At 66.9% G+C, this 23084-nt stretch carries 24 protein-coding genes and 1 pseudogene; 10 read left to right on the forward strand and 15 right to left on the reverse strand.

The window, feature by feature from the left end; translation table 11 throughout:
* Nucleotides 1-9: 9 nt before the first annotated feature.
* The 7 genes from ACFY29_RS22100 to ACFY29_RS22130 all read right to left on the reverse strand — a co-directional run bounded on the left by ACFY29_RS22100 (nucleotide 10) and on the right by ACFY29_RS22130 (nucleotide 7841).
* Nucleotides 10-696 carry a response regulator transcription factor gene (locus ACFY29_RS22100; RefSeq protein WP_355603167.1) on the reverse strand — a complete coding sequence of 229 codons (687 nt, stop codon included), beginning with the start codon at nucleotides 694-696 and terminating at the stop codon, nucleotides 10-12.
* On the reverse strand, nucleotides 674-2458 hold the full coding sequence (locus tag ACFY29_RS22105) for an ATP-binding protein (protein WP_386989061.1): 1785 nt from the start codon (nucleotides 2456-2458) through the stop codon (nucleotides 674-676). The genes ACFY29_RS22100 and ACFY29_RS22105 overlap by 23 nt, the downstream gene beginning before the upstream one ends.
* Entirely contained in the window at nucleotides 2412-2942 is a 531-nt protein-coding gene (locus tag ACFY29_RS22110) for a potassium-transporting ATPase subunit C (protein ID WP_386989065.1), read from the reverse strand. The genes ACFY29_RS22105 and ACFY29_RS22110 overlap by 47 nt, the downstream gene beginning before the upstream one ends.
* On the reverse strand, nucleotides 2942-5032 hold the full coding sequence (gene kdpB, locus ACFY29_RS22115) for a potassium-transporting ATPase subunit KdpB (protein ID WP_386989068.1): 2091 nt from the start codon (nucleotides 5030-5032) through the stop codon (nucleotides 2942-2944). The genes ACFY29_RS22110 and kdpB overlap by 1 nt, the downstream gene beginning before the upstream one ends.
* Before the next feature lie 76 nt (nucleotides 5033-5108).
* Entirely contained in the window at nucleotides 5109-6800 is a 1692-nt protein-coding gene (gene kdpA / locus ACFY29_RS22120) for a potassium-transporting ATPase subunit KdpA (protein WP_386989070.1), read from the reverse strand.
* Nucleotides 6800-6889, reverse strand: coding sequence for a potassium-transporting ATPase subunit F (locus ACFY29_RS22125; RefSeq protein ID WP_355603179.1), 90 nt, complete (start codon nucleotides 6887-6889; stop codon nucleotides 6800-6802). Before ACFY29_RS22125 ends, kdpA begins: the two co-directional genes overlap by 1 nt.
* A 304-nt stretch (nucleotides 6890-7193) precedes the next feature.
* Nucleotides 7194-7841, reverse strand: a complete 648-nt coding sequence (locus tag ACFY29_RS22130; RefSeq protein WP_386989074.1) for a SigE family RNA polymerase sigma factor — start codon at nucleotides 7839-7841, stop codon at nucleotides 7194-7196.
* Nucleotides 7842-8124: 283 nt separating this feature from the next.
* Between ACFY29_RS22130 and ACFY29_RS22135 the strand changes: the two genes are divergently transcribed.
* The gene (locus ACFY29_RS22135; protein WP_386989077.1) at nucleotides 8125-9324 is read left to right on the forward strand and encodes a low temperature requirement protein A; all 1200 of its coding nucleotides are present in this window, start codon (nucleotides 8125-8127) and stop codon (nucleotides 9322-9324) included.
* Between the two features lie 67 nt (nucleotides 9325-9391).
* On the opposite strand, the gene ACFY29_RS22140 is transcribed toward ACFY29_RS22135, so the two are convergent.
* Nucleotides 9392-9979 (reverse strand): copper resistance protein CopC, encoded by a 588-nt coding sequence (locus tag ACFY29_RS22140; RefSeq protein ID WP_386989080.1) that lies wholly within the window; start codon nucleotides 9977-9979, stop codon nucleotides 9392-9394.
* A gap of 209 nt (nucleotides 9980-10188) precedes the next feature.
* Between ACFY29_RS22140 and ACFY29_RS22145 the strand changes: the two genes are divergently transcribed.
* The 3 genes from ACFY29_RS22145 (at nucleotide 10189) to sigJ (ending at nucleotide 12013) form a co-directional block, all read left to right on the forward strand.
* Nucleotides 10189-10623 (forward strand): hypothetical protein, encoded by a 435-nt coding sequence (locus tag ACFY29_RS22145; RefSeq protein ID WP_386989082.1) that lies wholly within the window; start codon nucleotides 10189-10191, stop codon nucleotides 10621-10623.
* A gap of 29 nt (nucleotides 10624-10652) precedes the next feature.
* A complete protein-coding gene (locus tag ACFY29_RS22150) occupies nucleotides 10653-11015 on the forward strand; it encodes a sigma factor (protein WP_355603196.1) in 363 nt (120 codons plus the stop codon).
* A 113-nt stretch (nucleotides 11016-11128) separates the two neighbouring features.
* A complete protein-coding gene (gene sigJ / locus ACFY29_RS22155; protein WP_386989904.1) occupies nucleotides 11129-12013 on the forward strand; it encodes an RNA polymerase sigma factor SigJ in 885 nt (294 codons plus the stop codon).
* A 248-nt stretch (nucleotides 12014-12261) separates the two neighbouring features.
* Here sigJ and ACFY29_RS22160 read toward each other — a convergent pair whose 3' ends face one another.
* Together ACFY29_RS22160 and ACFY29_RS22165 are read right to left on the reverse strand one after the other, a co-directional pair.
* On the reverse strand, nucleotides 12262-12654 hold the full coding sequence (locus ACFY29_RS22160) for a VOC family protein (protein ID WP_386989087.1): 393 nt from the start codon (nucleotides 12652-12654) through the stop codon (nucleotides 12262-12264).
* Between the two features lie 65 nt (nucleotides 12655-12719).
* Nucleotides 12720-13652 carry an SDR family oxidoreductase gene (locus ACFY29_RS22165; protein ID WP_386989089.1) on the reverse strand — a complete coding sequence of 311 codons (933 nt, stop codon included), beginning with the start codon at nucleotides 13650-13652 and terminating at the stop codon, nucleotides 12720-12722.
* 92 nt (nucleotides 13653-13744) lie between these two features.
* Between ACFY29_RS22165 and ACFY29_RS22170 the strand changes: the two genes are divergently transcribed.
* Nucleotides 13745-14341 (forward strand): TetR/AcrR family transcriptional regulator, encoded by a 597-nt coding sequence (locus ACFY29_RS22170; protein WP_328425219.1) that lies wholly within the window; start codon nucleotides 13745-13747, stop codon nucleotides 14339-14341.
* Nucleotides 14342-14362: 21 nt separating this feature from the next.
* Here the strand turns inward: ACFY29_RS22170 and ACFY29_RS22175 are convergent, their stop codons facing one another.
* A complete protein-coding gene (locus ACFY29_RS22175; protein ID WP_328425217.1) occupies nucleotides 14363-14839 on the reverse strand; it encodes an Rrf2 family transcriptional regulator in 477 nt (158 codons plus the stop codon).
* 111 nt (nucleotides 14840-14950) lie between these two features.
* Here ACFY29_RS22175 and ACFY29_RS22180 point away from each other — a divergent pair, with 111 nt between their 5' ends.
* Nucleotides 14951-15439 (forward strand): cupin domain-containing protein, encoded by a 489-nt coding sequence (locus ACFY29_RS22180; protein WP_386989093.1) that lies wholly within the window; start codon nucleotides 14951-14953, stop codon nucleotides 15437-15439.
* A gap of 134 nt (nucleotides 15440-15573) precedes the next feature.
* On the opposite strand, the gene ACFY29_RS22185 is transcribed toward ACFY29_RS22180, so the two are convergent.
* Together ACFY29_RS22185 and ACFY29_RS22190 are read right to left on the reverse strand one after the other, a co-directional pair.
* Nucleotides 15574-16575, reverse strand: coding sequence for a DMT family transporter (locus tag ACFY29_RS22185; RefSeq protein ID WP_386989096.1), 1002 nt, complete (start codon nucleotides 16573-16575; stop codon nucleotides 15574-15576).
* 227 nt (nucleotides 16576-16802) lie between these two features.
* Nucleotides 16803-17978, reverse strand: a complete 1176-nt coding sequence (locus ACFY29_RS22190) for a YbfB/YjiJ family MFS transporter (protein WP_386989099.1) — start codon at nucleotides 17976-17978, stop codon at nucleotides 16803-16805.
* 77 nt (nucleotides 17979-18055) lie between these two features.
* Here ACFY29_RS22190 and ACFY29_RS22195 point away from each other — a divergent pair, with 77 nt between their 5' ends.
* Together ACFY29_RS22195 and ACFY29_RS22200 are read left to right on the forward strand one after the other, a co-directional pair.
* Nucleotides 18056-18643, forward strand: coding sequence for a TetR/AcrR family transcriptional regulator (locus ACFY29_RS22195; RefSeq protein WP_355603215.1), 588 nt, complete (start codon nucleotides 18056-18058; stop codon nucleotides 18641-18643).
* Between the two features lie 51 nt (nucleotides 18644-18694).
* On the forward strand, nucleotides 18695-19825 hold the full coding sequence (locus ACFY29_RS22200) for a serine hydrolase domain-containing protein (RefSeq protein WP_386989102.1): 1131 nt from the start codon (nucleotides 18695-18697) through the stop codon (nucleotides 19823-19825).
* Between the two features lie 214 nt (nucleotides 19826-20039).
* On the opposite strand, the gene ACFY29_RS22205 is transcribed toward ACFY29_RS22200, so the two are convergent.
* Entirely contained in the window at nucleotides 20040-20849 is an 810-nt protein-coding gene (locus tag ACFY29_RS22205) for an MBL fold metallo-hydrolase (RefSeq protein WP_386989105.1), read from the reverse strand.
* A gap of 86 nt (nucleotides 20850-20935) precedes the next feature.
* Between ACFY29_RS22205 and ACFY29_RS22210 the strand changes: the two genes are divergently transcribed.
* A complete protein-coding gene (locus tag ACFY29_RS22210) occupies nucleotides 20936-21355 on the forward strand; it encodes a winged helix-turn-helix transcriptional regulator (protein ID WP_386989108.1) in 420 nt (139 codons plus the stop codon).
* Between the two features lie 310 nt (nucleotides 21356-21665).
* Here the strand turns inward: ACFY29_RS22210 and ACFY29_RS22215 are convergent, their stop codons facing one another.
* The gene (locus ACFY29_RS22215) at nucleotides 21666-22274 is read right to left on the reverse strand and encodes a DinB family protein (RefSeq protein WP_386989110.1); all 609 of its coding nucleotides are present in this window, start codon (nucleotides 22272-22274) and stop codon (nucleotides 21666-21668) included.
* A gap of 161 nt (nucleotides 22275-22435) precedes the next feature.
* Between ACFY29_RS22215 and ACFY29_RS22220 the strand changes: the two are divergent.
* Nucleotides 22436-23052 (forward strand): annotated as a pseudogene (locus ACFY29_RS22220) (site-specific integrase); the annotation flags it as partial.
* Nucleotides 23053-23084 lie beyond the last annotated feature (32 nt).

Here is a 23084-nt window from a genome sequence, read left to right on the forward strand (position 1 = left end):
AAGCGTCCGCTAGTTGTCCGCGACCACCAGCCGGTAGCCGACGGAGGGGTCGTTCTCCAGGAAGTGGCCGTCCTCGTCGTGAAGCTTCCGTCTGATCCGATACGCGTAGACCTTGAGGTACTGCAACTCCTTCGAGTACGCGGCTCCCCAGACGTTTTCCAGGATCATCCGCCGGGTGCAGATTTTTCCGACGTGGCGGGCAAGGTACGCGAGGAAGTCGAACTCTTTCGGGGTGAGGTCAAGAGGACGACCGTCGAAGGTGGCCTCGTAGTGCACGAGGTCGAGACGAAGGGGGCCGGCGCGCAGTTCTGTCGTCTGATCGTCCGCGGTCCCCGCCAGGTGGTGGCGGAGTGCGACGCGTACGCGCGCATCAAGTTCCCGCATACCGAACGGTTTGGTCATGTAGTCGTCGGCACCGCCGTCGAGCGCGTCCACCTTGCGGTCTTCGGAGCTGTCGGCCGACAGAACGACGACGGGAAGGTCGCTCCAGGTGCGGATGCGTCGACAGACCTCCAACCCGTCGATGTCCGGCAGGCCGAGGTCCAGGACGATCGCCTCAGGTGGTCGCAGCGCGACCTCGTTGAGCCCGTCGATGCCGGTTTCGGTGGTTCGTACGTCATGACCGAGTGCCCGCAGCCCGACCCGGCAGGCGTTGAGCAGGTCGCTGTCGTCGTCAACGATCAGGATGCGGGACAAGGTGGATCTCCTCGGGAAGTGGCGACGCAACGGGCAGGGTGAAGCAGAATCGGGCGCCGCCCTGGGGCGCGTCTTCGGTCCAGATGCGCTGCTGGTGGGCGTCGATGAAGGCCTTGGCGATGGTCAGGCCGAGTCCGGTGCCCGCGTCCCCCGGTCGCCGGGAATACATTCCGAAGATTTCGCTGCGCCGATCGGGGCTAACACCCGGGCCACGGTCGGTGACCGCAACGGTGATGGTCCCGGCGCTGGTCAGCTCGGCGTCGATGGTGATCGGCGTGTTCCCGGGACCGTGTCGGGCGGCGTTGACCAGCAGATTGGTCAGGACGCGGGTGATGAGAACCAGATCGATGTCGATCGGCGGCAGGTCGACCGGTGCGTTGACGCGCACGAGGCGCGCGCCCAGCGCCGGCGACAGGTCGCGCAGCACGGTCGCCACCAGATCCGCAACGGTGGTGACGGTGTACCTGGGACGCAGCACACCGGCCTGGACCCGGCTCATGTCCAGCAGATTGGTGACGAGCGCCGCGAGCCGGTCGGCCTGAGTGTCGATGAGCTCGGCCAGCTCCAGCTGGGACGCGCGGCCGATGTCGAGGTCGGGATCGGCAAGGATGGAGGACGATGCCTTGATCGAGGCAAGCGGTGTGCGTAGATCGTGTGACACCGCGGCGACCAGCATGCGGGCCAGCCGTTCGACCTCTTCGGTGAGTTCCGTACGCAAAGCGTGCTCGCGCAATTGCGCGCGTTCGATGGCGAGGGCGGCCTGGTTCGCGAACAGGAGCAGGGGTTCGCGCTCCTGTTTGGCGAGCCGCTGACCGGACACCACGAGCAGGCCGACGGGGCGGTTGGCCGCGATCAGCGCGAGCCCGAAGCGGTCCTTGTCAATAGCCGGGTAGCTATCCAGGTTGGCAAGCTGTCCCGGGGCGGGGATGAGCTTGCCGCGGTCCTCTTCGGTCAGCGGCGCGCCGGCCGAGGCGACGATGTCCAAATCGTTTTCTCTCGGTAACAGCAGCACCACTTGACGTGCATCGAATACATCCCGCACGGTGTTGACGATCATCGACTTCAGCTCGTCGAACGGTTTGTCCTCGACGAGCAGACCGGATAGCGCAAACAGTTCCCTGATCTGCATACCACGCTGCTGGGCCTTCGCCCGCGCAGCGTTCATCCCGGCGACCACCCGGGCGATCGGCAGCAGGACTGCGGCGTAGACGGCGAGGGCAGTCCAGTTCTCGGCGGCACCGACGTTGAGCGTCATGTACGGCGGGATGAACAGAACGTCGTAGACGAGAAATCCGGCGATCACGGCGACGACGCCGGCCCGGAAGCCGCCAAGTACGACACCGAGGACGACTGGCACAACGAGCACCAGTGCGGACGTTGCGACGCTCAGGTGCGGACGCAGCGGCAACATCCCAGCGAGAAGTACGCCCATGCAGGCGAGCGCCGCGAGCGAACCGATGACGTCCCGTCGAATCGTGATGGTGTCCGTGTCTGTCCCTCCTACCGGGGCCACCAATGTCCTGGCCGGGGCCAATGATCTCTCGCCCGGGGCGCTCCCGCCTGTGGCCGGGCGCACACCCCCGCAGGGCGGGGAAACTCCGTGCGAAGCACCCTTGCCGGGGCGGGCACCAACAGGACGGCCGGGCCGGGCGGGGCGGCACCCCGCCCGGCCCGGCCCTCCTTTCCACTCGCCTCTCTCAGCCGAAGCCGATTGCTTACTGAAGTGCCGCGAGCGCCTCGTTGAGCTGGAGAACGTTGACATGAGGGGCGCCGAGGAACCCGAACTGCGGTCCCGTGACGTGCCGGGACACCAGGTCGCGTACCTGAGCCTCGGAAAGTCCCCTGGCCTTCGCGACGGCGGCTACCTGGGCGTACGCGTCATCCGGCGAAATGTCCGGGTCGACCCCGCTACCGGAGCGGGTGACCAGGTGATTCGTAGGGTCGATGCCTTTGTCCTGCAGCGCGTCGATCCGCTCCTTGACGCTGTCAGACAGTTCCTGCGAACGGGGGCCGAGGTTCGACCCGCCAGTAGCGTTCGGGTCGAACCCGTCCGGGCGACCCTGGAACCATTCCGGGCCTTCCCATGCCTGCCCAATCAGGGTCGAGCCGTTGGCGGTCAGGGATCCGTTCGCCTGATCGTGGAACAGGAGTTGTCCGACGCCGGTCGCGGCCAGCGGATAGGCCAGACCGAGTAGGGCGAAGAACACGAGCGAGACGACGATTGCCCGCCGGAGATTTACCAGCATCAGAAGACCCCGATAGCGGTGAGTATGAGATCAATAATTTTGATGGACACGAACGGGATGATCAGCCCGCCGAGGCCGTAGATGAGCACGTTGCGGCGAAGGATCGCCGATGCGTTGGACGAGTGGAACCGCACTCCGCGCAATGCCAACGGAATCAGAGCGATGATGACCAACGCGTTGAAGATCACCGCAGAGAGCACGGCGGTCTGAGGGCTGTGCAGCGCCATGATGTTCAGCTTGTTCAGCTCCGGGAAAGTCGCCACGAACAGCGCGGGGATGATGGCGAAGTACTTCGCCACATCGTTGGCGATCGAGAACGTCGTCAACGCGCCACGGGTGATCAGCAACTGCTTCCCGATCTCCACGACATCGATAAGCTTTGTCGGGTTGGAATCCAGGTCCACCATGTTGCCGGCCTCTTTTGCGGCCGTGGTCCCCATGTTCATGGCGACACCCACGTCCGCCTGGGCGAGCGCCGGCGCGTCGTTGGTGCCGTCGCCGGTCATCGCTACGAGCTTGCCGCCTTCCTGCTCGGCCTTGATGAGCTGCAGCTTCGTCTCGGGAGTAGCTTCAGCGAGATAGTCGTCGACGCCGGCCTCCTGAGCGATAGCGGCGGCGGTCAACGGGTTGTCACCGGTGACCATGACCGTTCGGATGCCCATCTCGCGCAGTTCCGCGAACCGCTCCGTGATGCCCTGCTTGACGACGTCCTTGAGTTCGACGACGCCGAGCACGCGCGGCCCGTCAGACACCACCAGCGGGGTCGAGCCCGCACGCGCCACCCGCTCGACGATCTGGTCGAGTTCGGCCGGTAGGTCCCCGCCCTGGTCGATCACCCAGCGCTTGACTGCGTCGGCGGCGCCCTTGCGGATTCGCCGAGCGCCGACATCCAGTCCGGACATCCGTGTGTTCGCGCTGAACGGAACGAAGACGTGCTCCGGCCCCAACTCGCGCTCACGCAGCCCGTAGCGTTCCTTGGCCAGCACCACGATGGACCGTCCCTCCGGCGTCTCATCCGCCAGCGATGCCAGCTGGGCGACTCCGGCCAGGTCCTCCTCACGGTGGCCGGCGACCGGGTAGAAGGCCGATGCCATCCGGTTGCCGAGCGTGATGGTGCCGGTCTTGTCCAGTAGAAGCGTTTGCACGTCGCCGGCCGCCTCGACGGCCCGGCCGCTCATCGCCAGCACGTTGCGCTGGACCAGGCGGTCCATACCGGCGACACCGATAGCCGACAGCAGCGCGCCGATGGTGGTCGGAATCAGGCAGACCAGCAGGGCCACCAGAACGATCACCGATACGTTGCCGCCGGCGAATTCGCCGAACGGCGCGAGGGTCACGACGACCGGTACGAAGATGATCGTCAACGCAGCGAGCAGGATGCTCAGTGCGATCTCGTTCGGCGTCTTCTGGCGCCGCGCGCCCTCCACCAGACTGATCATCCGGTCGAGGAAGGACTTGCCCGCCTCGGCGGTGATCCGAACGACGATGCGGTCGGAGAGGACGATGGTGCCGCCGGTTACCGCGGACCGGTCGCTGCCGGCCTCCCGGATCACCGGAGCCGATTCGCCGGTGATCGCCGATTCGTCGATCGACGCGATCCCTTCGACGATCTCCCCGTCCGAGGGGATCACGTCGCCGGTCTCGCATACCACCAGGTCGCCGGCGACCAGCTCGGCCGCCGCGACCCGCTGCTCGTTGCCGTTGTTGTCGAGGCGGCGGCCCTGAGTACCGGTCCGGGTCCTGCGTAGCGTGTCGGCCTGGGCCTTGCCACGCCCTTCGGCCATCGCCTCGGCGAAGTTGGCGAACAGCACGGTCAACAGCAACCAGACGGTGACCGACCAGGCGAACACGCTCGGATGGGCGATCGAGTCCACCAGGGTCACCGCGGTGCCGATGAGTACGACGAACATCACCGGGTTCTTGATCTGAACGCGCGGATTCAGCTTGAGGACCGCGTCGATCACAGCCCGCCGCATGATCGCGGTGTCGAACAGGCTGCGCCGGCTCACCACGCCGCGGGCGGATACCGCCGCACCGCCCTCGTGCTCCGGTGCCGAACCCGGGTGGAGAAGGACATTGTTGTCGGGCATCAGAAGACCCTTCCGCGATCGGGTCGGCTGGCCGCCCGCGCGCGCCTTGCAGCAATAGCTTTAGTCAGACAATTCATCAGAAGAGCTTTCCGTGACTGAAGTGCTCGACGATCGGGCCCAGCGAGACGGCCGGGAAGAACGTCAGCCCACCGATGATGAGTACGACCCCGGTCAGCAGAATCACAAACATCGGCTTGTCCGTCCGGAAGGTTCCCCGGGAGGCCGGGACAACCTGCTTCGCGGCCAGGCTCCCGGCCAGGGCGAGTACCGGGATGATGATGGCGAACCGCCCCAGCAAAAGAGCGATAGAACCGGTGATGTTGTAGAACGGGGTGTTGGCGCTCAGGCCGCCGAACCCTGAACCGTTGTTGTTCGTCTGCGACGTGTAGGCGTACAGGATCTCGGAGAAGCCGTGTGGCCCGGCGTTGAGCGGCCCGGCACGTCCCGCCCCGACCGCCGTCGCTATCGCGGTCAGCACCAGCACGGTGATCGGCATGACGAGGACGCCCAGGGCGGCGAGCTTCACCTCCCGCGCCTGGATCTTCTTGCCCAGGTACTCCGGCGTTCGACCGACCATCAACCCGCCGATGAAGACCGTGATGACCGCGAACAGCAGCATCGAGTAGAGACCGGTACCGACACCCCCGGGGCTCACTTCGCCGAGCATCATTCCGGTGAGCATTGCGAACCCACCCATCGGCGTGTATGAGTCCGCCGCCGAGTTGACACTGCCGGTCGATGTCTGCGTGGCGGTAATGTTGTACAGCGTCGATGAGGCTGTGCCGAACCTCGTCTCCTTGCCCTCCATGTTGCCCTCGGGCTGATGGGTCACGCCGGCGGCGGCAACGGCCGGGTTGCCCTGCCCTTCGGCCACCGTGGCCATTGCCAGCCAGCCGCCGAACAGAATGCCCATCACCGCGAGAATGGCCACGCCCTGCCGGATGCTGAGAACCATCTTCCCGAAGGTGTAGGTCAGGGCCACCGGAATGCACAGGATCAGCACGATCGACAGGAAGTTCGTCAACCCGGTGGGGTTCTCGAACGGCCCCGCGCCGTTGGCGTTGAAGAAGCCGCCGCCGTTCGTACCCAGTTGTTTGATCACTTCTTGTGAAGCGATCGGGCCGCGCGGCAGGGTCTGCGTCGCCCCGGTCAGGGTGTTGTACACCTCGGCCGGACCCGCGAACGTCTGCAACGCACCCTGAGCGATGAAGATCATCGCAGCGACGAATGCGATCGGCAGCAGGACGTAGAGCGTGGTGCGAACGAAATCGACCCAGAAGTTGCCGATCGTCTTCGAGCCCTTACGCGAGAACCCGCGAATCAGCGCTACCGCTACCGCGATACCCACCGAGGCGCTCAGGAAGTTCTGCAGCGCCAGCACGCCCATCTGCGATAGATACGACATCGTCGTCTCACCCGCGTAGGACTGCCAGTTCGTGTTGGTCACGAACGACACCACCGTGTTCCACGCGGTGTCCGATCGGACTGCGGGGAAATGTTGCGGGTTGAGCGGGAGATGGCCCTGCAATCGGAAGATCAGGTAGCCGAACAGCAACGCGACGCCGGAGAACATGATCACCGAGGTCGCGTACCGCTGCCAGGACTGCTCAGTCCTGGTGTCGACCTTCAGCAGCCGGTAAACCGGCCGCTCCACGAATGCAAGCCATCTCGTCCGGCCCTCGAACACCGCGACCATGTACGCCCCGAGGAATCGCCAACAGATCGCCAGCACGCCCACGAGCGCGACGATCGTCCACGCGAAGGTCATCAGAACAACTCCGCCTTAAATAGCGCGACGCCCAGAAAGATGAAGACGCCGAACGAAAGAATCAGAAGCAGCCCGTCGGTGAGGCTCACACCCGCTCCAATCCCCAGATCAAGCCCAGCATCGCGGCGACGAAGCCGATGACGCCCAGGACAACCAGAAAGTCAGCCATGCTCAGAGCATCGCTCTAGGCCCGGTAGCGGCGGCGTGAATGGACTGCCGGTGCCGGTGGATGATCGGTGAACGGCCACGTCACGGGCCCGCCGCCGTGTCAGGTACTCGCCTCGCGCGGGCTATGGCGCCCCAGCTGAAGGATCGCGGGAGGTCGCCGGAATGGCGGCCGGGCTTCGCCGTGGAGCCGCGGAAACGGGCCACGCACGGGCGCTGTTGTCGCCGTTAGAACGCGGAACAGCGCGGGCTCTCGCTGAGCACGCGCGGTGTGCGACGAACCGACGGGTCGGCTGTCGGGCAAGAGCGCGAGGCGCGTGTGGATCTCCTCGTTGCGCGACTGCCGCCCGTTCCCGCCCGAAACTCCGACTCGATCTGGCCCCGCAGTTCCGGTGCCAGGGCCCGCAGCCGCGCAAGCGCGTCCCGGGTCTGGCTCCTGACCGTGCCGATCGAGCAGCCGAGTGCCTCGGCGACCTGTTCCGCGGTGAGGTCCTCGAAGTAGCGCAGCACCAGCACCTCGCGCTGTTTCGGCGCCAGCTTGGCGAGGGCATCCTGGACGGCGAGTGCGAGCGCGATCTCGTCGCTGCGGTCGGGCGACAGGCGTTCGAACGCCGTCTCCTCCCCTACCTCACGGATCCGGCGACTCTGCCGCCCCCACTTGAGGTGTTGGGTGTAGAGGGCGCGGCGCACGTAGCCGTCTGGATTACTGCCCTCAGCAACCCGTTGCCATCTCCCGACCATGCCCAGCAGGACCTGCTGCACCAGGTCCTCGGCGAGGTCGTGATCGCCGGTCAACTGGTATGCCACTCGAGCCAAGGTGTGGATATGAGACTGCACGTACGCCTCGAACGAAGGTTCCGCGTTGTCAACGAGCACCCCCTACACGTCTCACACGTCGGCGTAGGAGTAGTAGATATTCACCGATTCTCTACCCCGCTCGATTGAACTTCCACCGCGCGGTCACTGGCGCCCTCGTCGGCGCCCCGCGCGCGCCGTGGCTGCCAGCAGGCGCTCTGGGAGCAGCAGCACCTGACCACTTCAACGGTGCTCGGAGAGGCCGGCTGGACGATCTCGAGGGAGAGGTCGGGGACCGGGCCACACGGACGAAGAGGACGGATACGCTGATACCAACCGAAGATCGGTAGGAACGGGCGAGCCGGTGGCAGGAAGTGGAACAAGCGGACTGGTTCGCAGGCTCGAGGACGTCGCGCGAGCGTCGTTCCTGGAGCTGTTCTTCGATGTCGTGTTCGTCTTCGCGCTCCGCGCGCTCGCCCAGCAGTTGCTCAACAACCTGACCTGGTCCGGCGCGTTCCAGGCACTGGTGCTGTTGCTGGCCATCGGATGGGTGTGGTCCCTCACCGCGAGGGTGACCGGGCAGTTGAACCCCCGACGGCCGCCGGTGCAATTGATGGTCATCGCCACCATGGTGGGTGCCCTGGTGCTCTCGGCGGCGGTCCCCGAGGCGTTCGGCAGGACCGGCTTGATCTTCGCGGTCGCCTACCTCGCCATCCAGATCGGTCGCAGTCTTTTCCTCGTGGTCCTGTTGCGGGGCCAGGAGGTACAACGTGTTGCGGGACGGGCGGCGATCTGGCATGCCGTCACCGGGGTGCCCTGGCTTGTCGGGGCGGTCGCCTCAAGCGGAGTACGCACGGCGTTGTGGACGCTCGCGGTTGTCCTCATCTACGCCGCACGGTGGTTCAGCTACCCCCTGCCAAGACTCATGCGCCTGGGCGGTGCACAGGTGCCGGCCGGCGGCGAGTTCCTGGCCGAGCGCAACCGGGCACTGTTCGTCATCGGGCTCGGCGAAGTCATTCTGGCCATCGGATCGAGCCTCACCAGTCGCGGTTTTGCTACCGATCGGACCGCCGCGTTCGTGCTGACATTCGCCGTCACTGCATTGATCTGGCGGATCTACATCTTCCGTGCCGGAGAAGACGTCGGGCCAGCCATCGGGGCATCAGCCAATCCCGACCGTCTCGGCACCCTGGCGTCCTACGCACACCTGGTCATGATCGCCGGCCTCGTCGTCGCCTCGGTCGGCGCCCAACTGGTCATCGACGATCCACTAGGCCATCCACGCGCGATCCCGACGGTCACCATCCTCGGCGGTACCGCGCTGTTCCTTGCCGGTCGGATCCTCCTGGAGTACCTGGTGTTCAGCCACGTCTCCAGAAGCCGCGTCATCGGGCTGGTCGCGCTCGCCTGTCTCCTTCCGCCGATGCTGCTCCTGCCACCGCTCATCAATGCCTTCGCCAGCGGCGCAGTCCTCACCGGCATCGTCATCGCCGACAACATTCGCGTACGACGGCACCCCGCACCGATCTCCCCACCAGGTCCCCACCGCTCCAGCAGCACATGACCACCGGCGGCGGGTCGACGCCTTCAGACGAGCAGGCCGCACAGAGGCGGAAACCGATCAGGTCGGTCTAAAGGGTGGAGCCGTCACGTGTGGCCGCACGCTTGTTGGCGGCGTAGACACCGCGTGAGAGCGTCATGATCGCGAGAAGGAGAGCAAGTACGGCCATGCCTGCGGCGGTGTAGAACGCGACGACCCCGCCGTGGGTGACCCGGGCCCGGAACGGATTCGCTGTGGCGGCCGCCGCAGCGTCCGCTCCCACGGTGAACTCCGCCGTGCCGGCTACCGGGTGTCCGTCGGTGAAGGTTGCTCGCCAGCTGATCTCGTACCCGCCGTCGGGCATACCTGCTTTCACCTGGTCGATCAGCGTCGCTCCTTGGACAGCCGGCCGACCGCCGGCCCAATCCGTACCCGTGTGGTCCATGATCGTGACGGTGCTGTCAGACATGATCTCGGCGGCGAACACCACCTCGACCCGTTCCGGAGCAGTCGCGAGCGCGGCACCGGCGGCCGGCGTGATCGAATGCGTCGCGCCGTGGGCGACCGCGGGGGCGGGCGTGACCGCCAGCGGGAGACCGGCAGCAAGCGCGACCGCGACGATCAATCCGACGGTACGACGAATGCGAGGCGCCCGACCGGTGTCCGACTCGCCGGTCACGCCTGCCGCAACGCTTCTCTTCATGGCGTGCTCCCCTCCGCCGCGAACGACCGCGGCATCTGCGAACTGGACCGAGCGGCCCCCCGATCCGTGACAGCAGAGCTCGCCGCCGAGCCATCTGTCACGAATCGGAGACCTGCTCGGTCCGTACCTGGTGACACTCGCCCACCAGCGGCGGCCATCCGAGACAGCGCAAGGAGCAACAACTCGTGACCATCATGATCCGCATCGCGCTGGCGATCTTGTTTGTCGACAACCTCGTGGTCGGGGCCTGGAACGCGTTCTGGCCGGCCAGCTTCTACACGAACTTCCCGACGGTGGACCTCACGCCGCCGTTCAGCGAGCACTACGCGCGGGACTTCGGTACGGCATCACTGGCGATCGCCCTGCTGCTGGGCATCGCGGCGGTCAAACCCAGGGCCCACTTCGTCATCCCTGCCGCGGGCGCCTATTCGGTCTTCGCGGTGCCGCATTTCTTCTTCCACATCACGAACATGGAGCAGGCGACGGTAGGTGAGGCGATCCTCCTCACCACCGCAAACGCGGCCGTGGCGCTCATCGGCCTGGTGATCATCCTGCTGACGGTGCTGCGCGACCGTCGAGTGGCTCGGCGCAACTTCGAGTCGGCTCGGGCCGCCCACTGAACCTTCCGGACCAACCAGTGGGAGAAACGATGGTTCCCGAACCCCGCCGGCCACCTCGGTCAAACGCGTTACCCAGCACGTTCTGCGTCGTCGTCGCCGAACGACGCCTCCTCAAGAACCTCGCATATCACCTGCTCGGTTCGGTCCACGTGGCCGAACACGCGGTGCAGGAGACGTACGCCGGCTGGTACACGATGCCGGACGACGAACAGGACGGCATCGACAGGCCCTTCCTTTGGCTCGTCGGCACGCTCGTGCAGATCTGTATCGGTCTGCTCGACTCGTCGCCGCCCCGCTCCGGTGGCCAGACCGCCGATCGAGCAGGTCGCCTCCATGTTGCAGGCCCTCCACCTCAGAGGTGGGGTGCCTGGCGCCATGCACCAATGCTGTAGTCCGGCCGCGTAGGGGTATCTGTATGCGCTGGTGCCCAACGGACAGTGGCGATATCGGCGGTAGTTCGAAATCACCTGCAGATTCAGGGATAGAAGCGACGAGGCGGGCGGTCATGGTAGGGCGAGGGACAGACGGGACACTGATCGGCGCGCTAGAGGTGTTCGACGCGGTCCGTCCGCGGCTCTTCGGCATCGCCTACCGAATGCTCGGAAGTGTCGCGGAGGCGGAGGACGTCGTGCAGGAAGCCTGGCTTCGGTGGCAACAGACCGATCGCAGCCAGGTAAGGGACCCAATCGGGTTCCTGGTCACGACGACTTCTCGGCTCGCTCTGAACGCCGCGACATCGGCTCGCGCCCGACGCGAGCTGTATCCCGGACCGTGGCTACCCGAGCCCGTCGACACCTCCGCCGACCCGACACTCCAGGCCGAACGGAACGAGTCACTCGGACTTGCCGTGCTGCTCCTGTTGGAACGGCTCACCCCGGCCGAGCGGGCGGTGTACGTGCTGCGCGAGGCGTTCGACTACCCGTTCCGGCGGATCGGCGAGGTACTCGACATCAGCGAGGCGTACGCACGACAGCTCGGCCGACGCGCCCGTACGCACCTGGCCCAGCAGCGGCGCGATCCGGTCGCCCGCGCCGACCACGGCCGCCTGCTGTGTGCCTTTCTCGCCGCCGCCCGGTCCGGTGAGCTGACCCGGCTCGAGGAACTGCTCGCCACAACAGCCACCTCCTATGCCGACGGCGGCGGCACCGTACGGGCCGCCCAGGTACCCATCGTCGGACGTGACAACGTCGCGCGTTACATCCTGGGACTGATCCGGAAGTTCGGCCACGACCTCTCAACGGAGATCGTCGAATCCAACGGCCAAGCCGCGATCCTCATGTCGCGGCCCGGAACAGCGGTCGCGTTGGTCACCATCGACGCCTCACCCGCCGGAATCGAACGAGTGCTGATCGTCCTCAACCCGCAGAAACTAGCCCAGTTCCAGCGGTAATCGTCGGCGCCGGTGACCAGCAGGGCGACGCCGATCGGGGCGACAGAGTCCCGCTGACTGAAGCCGCCTGACTTGAGGTCGACTGGCACCGTCGGAGCGGCTACCTCTGTGACATGAGACGGGTCAGTCACGTCTGGATGCGAGCGCCGGTCGCGGAGCGCGGTCCTCGGTGGAGCGGACATCGGCGAGGAACGCCGGCTGGGAACCGGGACGAACAATCTGCGGCAGATACCGCAGGGTCAAGGGAGTCAGCCCTCGCCGAGAAGATCCCAGCGGTTACCGGCGATATCGAGGAAGACCGCGACCCGGCCGTAAGGCTCGGTGCGCGGCGCTCGGACGAAGGTGACCCCGGCTTCGACCAAGCGCGCGTACGAGGCATCAAAGTTGTCGACCCGGAGGAAAAAGCCGACCCGCCCTGCTGCCTGGTCACCCACAGCAGCGCGTTGACGGTCTCCATCCGCACGAGCGAGTAGAATTCCGGTCTGTGCACCCGGCGGCCGGACAACGACCCACCGCTTGGGTCTCCCGTCATTCGTCAGTGCGGGTGAGTCCTCCACGAGGTCGAAACCCAGCACGCCAGCGAAGAACTCGATCGCGGTGTCGTAGTCGTCGACGATCAGAGCAACCAAGTCGATCTGCACCCGGGCAGCCTAGAGAAAATCTCGTCCGGCTCGCCACTGAGCTCGGACTGGGGCGGGGCCCGCACTCAGGCGAAGTAGTGGCCCTGCTGGAGGTCGGCGATCAGCCCGAGGCCCGCAGGTTGCCATCCGAGAAGGTCACGAGTGATCTGCGCCGAGGCGGGCCCGTCGATTGCCCAGAGGCCGCCGAGCCAGCCGACGTAGTCGGCAGCTTCCTCGGGGCTGACGGAGACTGCGGGAAGGTGCAGATGTGCGGCGAGAGTCTCGGCGACCACACGGATCGGCACGCCCTCGTCGCCGACCGCGTGCAGCACTGAGCCGGCCGGCGCGGACTCGACCGCGAGGCGGAACAGTCGCGCGGCGTCATCGCGGTGGACGGCGGGCCAGCGGTTGCTGCCATCGCCGACGTACGCAGCGGCGCCCTTCTGGCGCGCGAAGCCGATCGCGGTGGTGGTGAAGCCGTTGTCGCCCTTGCCGTGCGTGGCCGGTGGGAGCCGCACGATCGAGGAGCGGACCCCGTGGCCGGCGAGCGTGAGAGCGTGCCGGGCGTTTGCCATCCGTCCGCCGGCGCCGCTGATCGGGCCCGTGCTGCCGGTGTCCGGGGCCAGCCCGTCGCGTTCGGTGGCGACGACACCGGACGGTAGCCCGAGCACGCCGAGCATGCCGGAGGCCATGACGAACGGCTTGCCGGTGCCGGCGAGGGCTTCGCCAAAGGCGTCGATCGCCGCGCGATCGGCGTCGGTGGCGCTGGCGAAGTCGCCGGCGAAGAACATGTCGTGCTTGAACGCGAGGTGGACGACGCCGTCGGAGGCGGCGGCCGCGTCGCGCAGGGCGTCGAGGTCGTCGAGAGATCCCGGGCGGACCTCGGCCCCCATCGCCCGCAGGGATTGGGCCGCCGCATCCGAGCGGGCCAGCCCGGTGACCTTGTGGCCGGCGGAGATTAGCTCGGGGACGAGCCCTCGACCGACCCAGCCCGACGCTCCGGTAACGAACACACGCATGAGGAACTCCCAGTTCCTAGAACGACCGTACAAGGAACGAATGTAGTACGATCGTTCTAGGAACCGCAACCCAGAGGGATCACGAGGCAGCGATGACGGGACGGCCGGTCAACCACCAGCGACGGGCCGACCTGCTCGACGCCGCGGTCGACTACGCGATGCAGCACGGGTTCGCCGAGCTGTCGTGGCGGCCGGTGGCCCGCGCCCTCGGGGTGTCGACCACAACACTGGTCCATCACTTCGGCACCAAGGAGCAGATGCTCGAGGCCATACTCGGACGGTTGCGGGAGCGTGCTTTCACGGCCACGAGCGAAGCGGTCGGCGACCAGCCTGACCTGGCTGCGGCCGCGCGTGCGGTCTGGACCCGCGCCTCCGACCCGCGCCAGTGGGCGGAGTTCCGACTGTTCTTCGCGGTCTACGGACGTGCTCTACAGGCACCGCAACAGTTCACGGAGTTCCTCGATCGCGTCGTGACCGACTGGATGAGCGCCCTGGTCGATGCGCAAAGACCGGGCACCGACGTGGAGACAGCGACGCGCACGGCCACCCTGGTGATCGCGACGATCCGTGGGCTGCTGCTCGACCTGCTGGCCACGGGCGACCAAGACCGCGTCCAGGACGCGGCCGACAGCTTCCTAGCAACCCTCGAACACGGCCCGCGGCCACAAGGCAAAGCACAGCCACGCTGAGCGACGCGGAAAGCAATAGTCCTAGCGAAGTTGCGCGATCCTGGCCCGGGTGTTGGCCGGGGCTTCGGGGTGCCCGCGCTCGACGTCGGCCCGGACGTCAGCCACGGTCTTGCCGGCCAACTCCCGCCGCCAGGCCAGGTCGGCACCCCGCATGGCCTGGGCGAACGCGCAGGACTGTCGATAATCGACGCCCGCGTGCTCCCCCGGCCCCTTGCTGAGGATCTGGTCGCACTGGAACAACTCCTCCGGGCCCTCGATCGCGGCCACGATGTCCAACAGGGAGACCGACCCCGGGGCCCGGGCCAACTGGAAGCCCCCGCGCGGCCCCGAGGTCGACGTCAGAATCCCGGCCCGGACCAGGGCCTGGAGTTGCTTGTTCAGGTAGGCCGGCGGCAGCTCGTAGAACGCCGCGAGGGTGCCGGTTGGCACCGGGGCGTCCAGCCAGCTCAGGTTGAGGCACGTGTGGAGGGCCCATTCGACGCCCTGACTCATCCGCATAGTCCTGGACTTTACATGTCCAGAATCTGTGACCCATGCCATGATCACTAGCGCCGAACAATCCTGGACATCTAGTGTCCAGGAAACAGTCAAACAACGAAGGAGCCGACAATGACACTGGTACGCGCAGCCCAGGCCGAGGTTCTCGACAGCGACCCGGCCAGCGTGATCACGCTGCTGCTCGACCCCGAGCACACCGGCGGCGCCCTGACCAGCAACCGCACCCTGCTCAAGCACGGCACCGACGGCGCGCCGCCGCACCTGCACACCCACTCCGGCGAGCTGTTCTTCGTGCTCGACGGCGCCCTCGAGATGCTCGTCGGCGACGAACTGCACACCCTGCACAAGGGAGACGTGCTCTTCGTCCCGCCGAACACCCCGCATGCCTTCGCCCCCGCCGACGACCAGGACGTCGACTTCCTCGTCGTAATCACCCCCGGCAAGCCCCGGTTCGACTACTACCGACTGCTCGACAAGGTGCACCAGGGCGAAGCCACCTGGCAGGAAGTCGGCGAGACCCAGGACCGCTACGACAACCACTACGTGGACAGCCCGGTGTGGGCAGGCCGCGCGGCTAACTACGTCGACCTGAAGAAGTAGTTCGGGCGGGGGTGGCTGTGCATGGGTGTGGCCGAGGCGGTATCCCGGGATCGTTGGCTGCGGTCCCGGTCGTAGCGGTGTTTGAGGTGGCTGATGCGTCCTTCTCAGCCAGTTCGCCGCTTGACCAGTCTGCGCTAGCTGGTCGTCTCGGCAACCCCACTGCGAAGGACACCAGGCTCCGTATGGTCCGAGCGGCGCCTGGGCCGTCGGTTCGTCTCCTTGGCGACGATGAAGACACCGAGCACCACGAGCACCATGCCGGTCAGGTGGTACAGATGCAGCCTCTCACCGAGGAGCAGCACGGACAGGACAGCGCCACTGACCGGCGTGAGGGCGGTGAAGGCCGCCGCGACCGTGGTATCGACGGTGTCAAGGCTGTCGTACATGAGAACCACGGCCACGCCGTTCACGGCCACGCCGGTATAGATCATCAAAGCCCAGGCCTGACCAGAAATGGCGGTGATCATGGCCCAATCGAACTCGACGGCGGCCGGTACGGCGAACATGACAGCACCGACGGTCGACAGGATGAGAGACAGCGCAGCTGGAGGAACAGGCCTGGACAGCAGCTTGCCGAAGGTCAGGAATACGGCCTCGCACACCACCGCACAAGCCAGCAACAGGGACCCGAACGCCACGTGGGAACCTGACGGGCCGTCCAGCGCCTGAACGCTCATCACATTGATGCTCAAGGCACCCAGCACGGCGACGGCGATGCCCCCTCCCCGGCGGGCCGACATCGACTCCCGCAGAAGCAGCAGGCCGACCATGCTGATGGAGATCGGCACCATGCCCAGAATGACTCCCGCTTCGATGGCGCCGGTGAGCCTGACCCCGTACATGGCGAACACGCTGAACAAGAAGACGCCGAGCAGGGTCTGGGTGAACAGCACCGCACGGTCCCTGCGGCCGGGACGCACCCGGCCTGGAGGCTTGAGCGCCACGTACACGGCCAACACGAGGCTGGCGGTAACGAGCCTGATGAACGTGGCCGTGAAGACCGGCACCTCGCGCAGGATCAGTTTGCTGACGACCAGATAGGAGCCGAGCAGCACGGTCGCCAGGGTCATCTTGATGTAGGCGGCACGCATCGGATCAGACCCTCGCGCGCATCGCGGGTTGGTGCGCACCTGCATCGACGAACATCTCGATCCTATCTCGATAGATCTCTAACCAGTCATTCGCAGGAATCTTGGCTTCTGTTTCGAGAGATGTCAACCTAGATGAGCGTCGAACCAAGGGTGCGGCGGCGGTCCTGCCAAGCGAACGGCCGCCTCTTGCGCGCTGCACTCCCTCGGGCGCCGGTCCATCACCGGGCCCATGTCGACGCGATGCGGAAGGGCCAGCCGCCAACCCTCGGCCGTCATCCCCTGGCACCGGCCGGTTCCGCCGATCGCCTGACGACCAGAAACGCGGCCAGCGTGCACAGCAGCGCTGTTACGGTCAGGGTCGCGCCCGCGCCATTGTGATCGGCCAGGATCCCGGAGATCCATGGGCCGATGGACTGGCCAATCGCGAACACCACGGTGAATGCTGCGAGCGTGGCGCTGGTCGCTTCGAGTGGCACGCTTCGAGTGACATGGGCGGTGACGGCGGCCGGGACCATCATGAACGCCAGGCCGAACAACACGGCGGATGCCGTCGTCCCGGCCGCTGTAGGCGCTGCTCTGGCCAGCGCGGCCGCTGCAGCGACGCCCAGCAGCATCACGCACAGCGGTCGGTTGCCGCCCCAGGTCACGATCGGGCGGCTCCACAGGACGGGTGCGGCCATCGCACTCGCTCCGACCAGGATCCATGTGAGGCAGACCATGGGCAGCGATGCGTGCCGGTCGACCAGGTACGCCGACAGGAACGTCAGGTAGCCGATGTAACCGGCACCGAACAGCAGATATGCCGCAGCGATCCGTCGTTGAGGCCACAGGTGCCTCCCGCTTACCGCCGCGGTCGGCGTGGTGGCGTCGCGGACGGCCGCCGCGCGCCAGCTGGCCGCGCTGGCCAGTGCGGCCGCACCAGCCAGCGCCCACCAGCCGACCACCCAGCGCTCAGGGTGGACGTGCAGCAGGAGCGGGATGCCGGCGCCGGTGATCGCGATGCCACCTCCCGCACCAGCGAAGTAGACGGTCACGGGGGTCAGGGTTGCGGCGCGGTCGGCGAGTCGGGATGCCAGGGCAGCGCCGGAGATGAAGGTCAGCGCTCCGCCGAGTCCGGCCGCCGCGCGTCCCAACGTCAACAGGCCCAGGCCTGTGGTGGCGAGCGCCACGGCAGTCAGGACCATCCCGGCGCGGAACGTCGCCGTCAGTCCGGCACGGCGGATCACTGCTGCGGAGAGAACGGCGCCAAGCAGGTATCCGGCGCCGTTCGCGGCGGTCAGCGCCCCGGCGGTGGTCATCGTCCACTGCAGGTCTTGGGACATGGCCGGCACGAACAGTCCGTAGGCGAAACGGCCGAGCCCCAGAGCGGAGGCGGTGCCGAGGGCGAGGCCGATGGACGGCCACCAGGGCATCGCCCGCGAGGCGGCAACGGGTGTTTCGAGGGTCATGCAACTCCCTTCAGTGATGGTACCGAGCGGTACGATGACCCTAGCGAAAGATCGAACCGATCGGTACCATCTGCTTCATGCCAGTGGCCAAAGGAACCTCACTCGATCCGGCGCGCACCCGGGAAGCGATCCTTGCCTGCGCCACCGACCTGCTCTATGAGCGAGGGCTCGACGGTGTCGGGATCGCCGAGCTGTGCGCCGCGGTCGGTGCGTCCAAGGAGACGCTCTACCGTCACTTCGGCTCGAAGGAAGGGCTCGTCGATGCCGTCCTCGCTGCCCGCAGCGATCGGGTCATCCGCTGGCTCACCGACGTGGCACAGGCGGCCGGGCCGGATCCCGAGGCAGAGCTGGCGGCGATCTTCGACGCCCTCGGCACCTGGTACGCCGAGCCGGCCTTCCGGGGCTGCGCCATCGTCAACGCCGCCACGCAGCACCACGCCGACCCCGCCCGCACGGTTGCCGTCCGACATCTGGGCCGTTACCTCAACCTCCTGACCGGCATCGCGCAGCGCGCCGGAGCGCGTGAACCGCAGGTGCTGGCCCGGCAACTGCTGATCCTGATCGAGGGCGCCACCGTCGTCGCCGACCATCACGACACCGCCGATGCCGCCGCGGAGCACGCCAAGCAGGCCGCGCTGACGCTGCTGTCCACTGCCAAACGCTGAGGAAGGAAACATCCTGTGGTCGAAGGATTCACCGCTGCCGGATTTGAACCAGTGGCCGACGCATTCGAGCGAAGCTTCACCGAACTCGGCGAGACGGGCGCCGCCTTCAGCGTCTACCACAAGGGAGACCTCGTGGTAGACCTGTGGGGCGGGGTCGCCGATCCGGACACCGGCCGCCGGTGGCAGGCCGACACCCTGCAGCTGATCTTCTCGGGGACAAAGGGTCTCGCCACCGCCTGCGTACTGCTGCTCGTCGAGCGCGGCGTGCTCGACCTCGATGCATCCGCCGCCCGGTACTGGCCCGAGTTCGCGGCGGCCGGCAAGGGCGCCGTCACCGTCGGAGACATCCTGTCGCACCAGTCGCGGCTGCCCGGCGTGCGGCAGCCAGTCACTGACGACGACCTGCTTGATCACGACATCATGGCCAAGCTGCTCGCCGAGCAGCCACCCGAGACCGATGCGCGGGCCGGGTTCATCTACCACGCCCTCACCTGGGGCTGGCTCGTTGACGAACTGGTCCGGCGAGTGGACGGGCGCACGGTTGGCGCCTTCTTCGCCGACGAGTTCGCCCGCCCACTGGAACTCGACGTCTGGATCGGGCTGCCGGACGACCAGCACGACCGGGCGTCCACCATGCTGGCCGCCCCCGGTTTCCTTCTCGACGCACAACCAGCCAGCAACGACCCGCTCGCGGTGCTCACCCACAATCCGCTCGTCGTCCCCGACTCACCGGACCTGTGGAACAGCCCGAAGTTTCGCCGCGCTGGGCTGGCCGCAGTGGGCGCGTTCGCCACCGCAAGATCGATGGCCCGGTTCTACGCCTGTCTGGCCGCCGGCGGTTCCCTGGACGGCGTGCGCGTACTCCAGGCCTCCACCGTGGAACTCGGTCGACGGGAGCGGCGCCAGGGCATCTCCCCCTTGTGGGGCAGCCCGATGGCCTACGGCGCCGGATTCGAGCTCGCCACCGCGGCACAGGTCTTCGGACCGGCGGCTGACGCGTTCGGCCATGCGGGCGCGGGCGGTTCCCGGCACGGGGCCTGGCCGGATCGGCAGGTCGCATTCTCGTACGCGATGAATGAAGCGCGGGCCGAGTATCCCGATCGCCGTCCCCGCGGCCTGCTCACCGCTCTCCATGAGGCGGTCGCCGACCGGCCGGCCGGAGGGCGGCCCTCGGTGGCGTAATTTGCTCGCCAGTTTGATCCACACGCGGCCGGAGTGGACCTCCGCCTCGGCGCCGGGTGGCTCCGGCGGATGAGCTCCCGTGCCTGTCACTAACGGAGCCCGGGGTCGAAGGGCGGCCGTCCACCGACTTTCGACCCCGAGCACCACAAGCGGCGGCACGCCGTGGAGTGCGGCATCGGCGGTGACCCGTAATCGAGCAAACCCTTGTGTGCTGTCACGGGTGACCGAGCATGGTCGGGCCGGCCGCCAGCGACACGGTCACTGGTTGCCCGAGCTGCGGCGCCAGCAGCCTGTGGGACAGTCCCTCAGCGGCGAAGGTCGCCTTCACGGTGCTTGCGTCCTCGTGGAAGTGGCTCCAGCCGTCGTCGTGTACGACGAGGACAGGGCAGTCTCCGAGCAGCTTCGTGGCGTGAGTGATATCCGCCGCGGAGAACGACAGGAGCGCGTCACCGAATGGTGCCAGACGAGCTGCTCCGCCATGTAGCACGGCCAGCCCGATCGGGGCCAGGTCGGCAGCGGTGGTCACGGCATGGGTGGATACATTGTCGCCGCTGAGGTACACGGCCGGGCCCTTGGCGGGCTGGATCAGAAAGCCGGTCACCGGGCCGAGGACAGGCAGCAGCGGCTCGGGGCCGTGTTGAGCGTCGACCGCGGTGATGCTCAGGTCACCAGAGGTGCCGCGCATGGCAACGTGCGCGCCCGTCCGCAGGCCGACTGCGCCGCCAGCGAGCCTGAGCGCGGCCGCCGGGGTGGTGATGGTCATCGGGATCTGGGCCAGCAAGGCGCGCCCACTACGGTCTAGGTTGTCGATGTGCTCATCGTGGCTGAGCAGCACCGCGTCGACCCGCCCGAGTGCAGCGACGGGAATGGCCGGCCCCTGGTGTTTGGTCCACGACAGCGGACCATGCCGGTACTGCGTTCCGGCATCGTCAAAGGTGGGATCGGTCAGGAGCCGTACGCCGTCCAGTTCCAGCAGAACCGTCGGGCCGCCGATTCGGGTGATCGTTACCGTGGTGTGCGTCATGTCAGTCTCCTGTCATATCGGTGAGACTGGCTGAGTGTGGCGTGATGACACCGGTTTCCTTCAAGTAACCAGAGGGCACTGCACAGATGATCGATGCGCATGAGTGGCGGTCCCACGATCTCGCAGCCAACGATTGTCCCGTGTCCCGCACGCTGGAGATCGTGGGTGGAAAGTGGAACGCACTTATCATTCGGGAACTGCTGAGCGGTGCCCGACATTTCCTCGCCCTGCGCCGCAGCGTGAGTCCGATCAGCGCCAAGGTGTTGACCGAGCGGCTTCGGTTGCTCGAGGACTACGACATCGTCGAGCGGCGGTTCACTGACGGCCGGGTGCAATACCAGCTCACTGAGCGTGGGCAATCACTGCGGCCCGTACTGGCGGCGCTGTGGCAGTGGGGCGTGCACGACCACAACAGCTGGGTCACCGAGGCCCCTCAGCCGTACTCGTCGCCGATCACGGCCGGACCGCGCGCCAGGCGACGGCGGCAGCCACGGCCACCACGGTGACGGCCATGACCCCGTATCACGGAATCACGGCCGGTTGACGTATCGGCATCCGGTGCTGCTCTGGCGATCATCGAGCAGGCCGTCTCGTCCAGCCCCCTCGGAGCTGGTGGGCCCTGCTTGGTTTGAACCAGTGACCCCTTCGGTGTGAACAAGGTCAGGTCGGGGCCCCGACATGCATCGACAACTATTTGCGCTGCTTCGAGTGGGGGCAGTCGTCGGCATGCTTGGGTACGGACGGGTCTCGCTAGCAAGCTCGTCTCCCAGATCTCTCCCGACGACCATCGTGGCGCAGCAGCTCTACGGTGCGGCACTATGCACCATGCGTGTCGGACAGGCCGGCATGACGCGAGCCGCCCGCCCCTTCCTGCGCGGCCCGCTCGATCTTCGCCCGGTACGCCTCGCGGGCCGCCGTGTCGATCTGCTCCTCGTACTCAGGCCTCATCCCGGTGCGGCCATCGAGTTGCTCACGCAGGATGTCGGCGTGTCCGGCATGCCGGGTGGTCTCCTGAAGGACGTGGATCATGATGGCGAACAGCTTGACGTCCGACCGCGACCACCACGGCACGTGGCCGGGCGCGTCGAGGGGAAGCGCTTGAATCGTCGCGTCCGCATGCCCCCAGGCACGCTGATAGAAGTCGATGATCTGTTCGCGGGTCTCGTCCGGGGTCACCCACAGGTCGCTGCCGTCCGCGTCCTGCCATCGCCCCAGCGCATCCGGGGACGGGCGGCCGAAGACCTCACCGAAATACCAGGCCTCCAACGTCGCCATGTGCTTCACCAGGCCGAGGAGGTTGGTCCCCGTCGCTGTCAGGGGACGCCGGATGTCGTACTCGGACAGGCCGTCGAGCTTCCACACCAGTGCCTCCCGGATCCCCTTGAGCCGGCCATGCAGGCAGTCCTTCGCGAAATCATCGATCATGGGTCACGAGCTTGCCATCCGACAGCGAGCGGAGCACTTCTGGGACCTCACAGCGCCGTGGTTCGTAACTCGCCGACACGAATCCGACGACGATCTGCAGTGCCAGGCCCGAGGTTCAACTTGTGTCCGAAGCCGCGGAGAACCCCATACGACAGGCATTCGGACAGTCGAGCTGCCACGAGACCCGCACGTTCCTGGAGTCCGCCCGCCACGACGAGGACCCGCTCTACGCCGCCTACGCCCTGGTCCTCGTCGTCGGTCTGCGAAAGGCGAGGCGTTGGGACTCACCGGGGAGGACGTCGACCTCGACGCCGGAGAGCTGACGATCGGCCGCCAACTGCAACGCGTGCGCGGGCAACTCCTGCACCGCGACACCAAGACCCAGGCGTCCGACGCCACCCTGCCCCTGCCCGACATCTGCCTGACCGCGTTGAAGCTGCGACGCGAGCAACGTGACGAAGCCCGAGCAACCGCCGGCAGGGCGTGGCACGAGAACGACCTCGTGTTCACCACCCGCTATGGCACACCCATCGAGCCCCGCAACTTCCAGCGATCCTGGCAGACCCGATGCGACAAGGCAGGAGTCAAGCTGATCACCGTCCACGACGCGAGGCGGACCTGCGCCACGCTCCTGGCCGACCTCGACGTCCACCCGCGACTTGCCATGCAGATCCTCCGGCACGCCCGCTTCTCGGTGACGATGGAGATATACACCCAGGTCTCATCGAGAGCGACCAGCGACGCACTCAAGCGCCTCGGCGAATCGCTAACGCAATAGCCGGGCTGCTGTACGACAACAGAAGGGCCACC

It is taken from the genome of Micromonospora sp. NPDC000668, from assembly GCF_042897975.1.
Taxonomy (GTDB): Bacteria; Actinomycetota; Actinomycetes; order Mycobacteriales; family Micromonosporaceae; genus Micromonospora.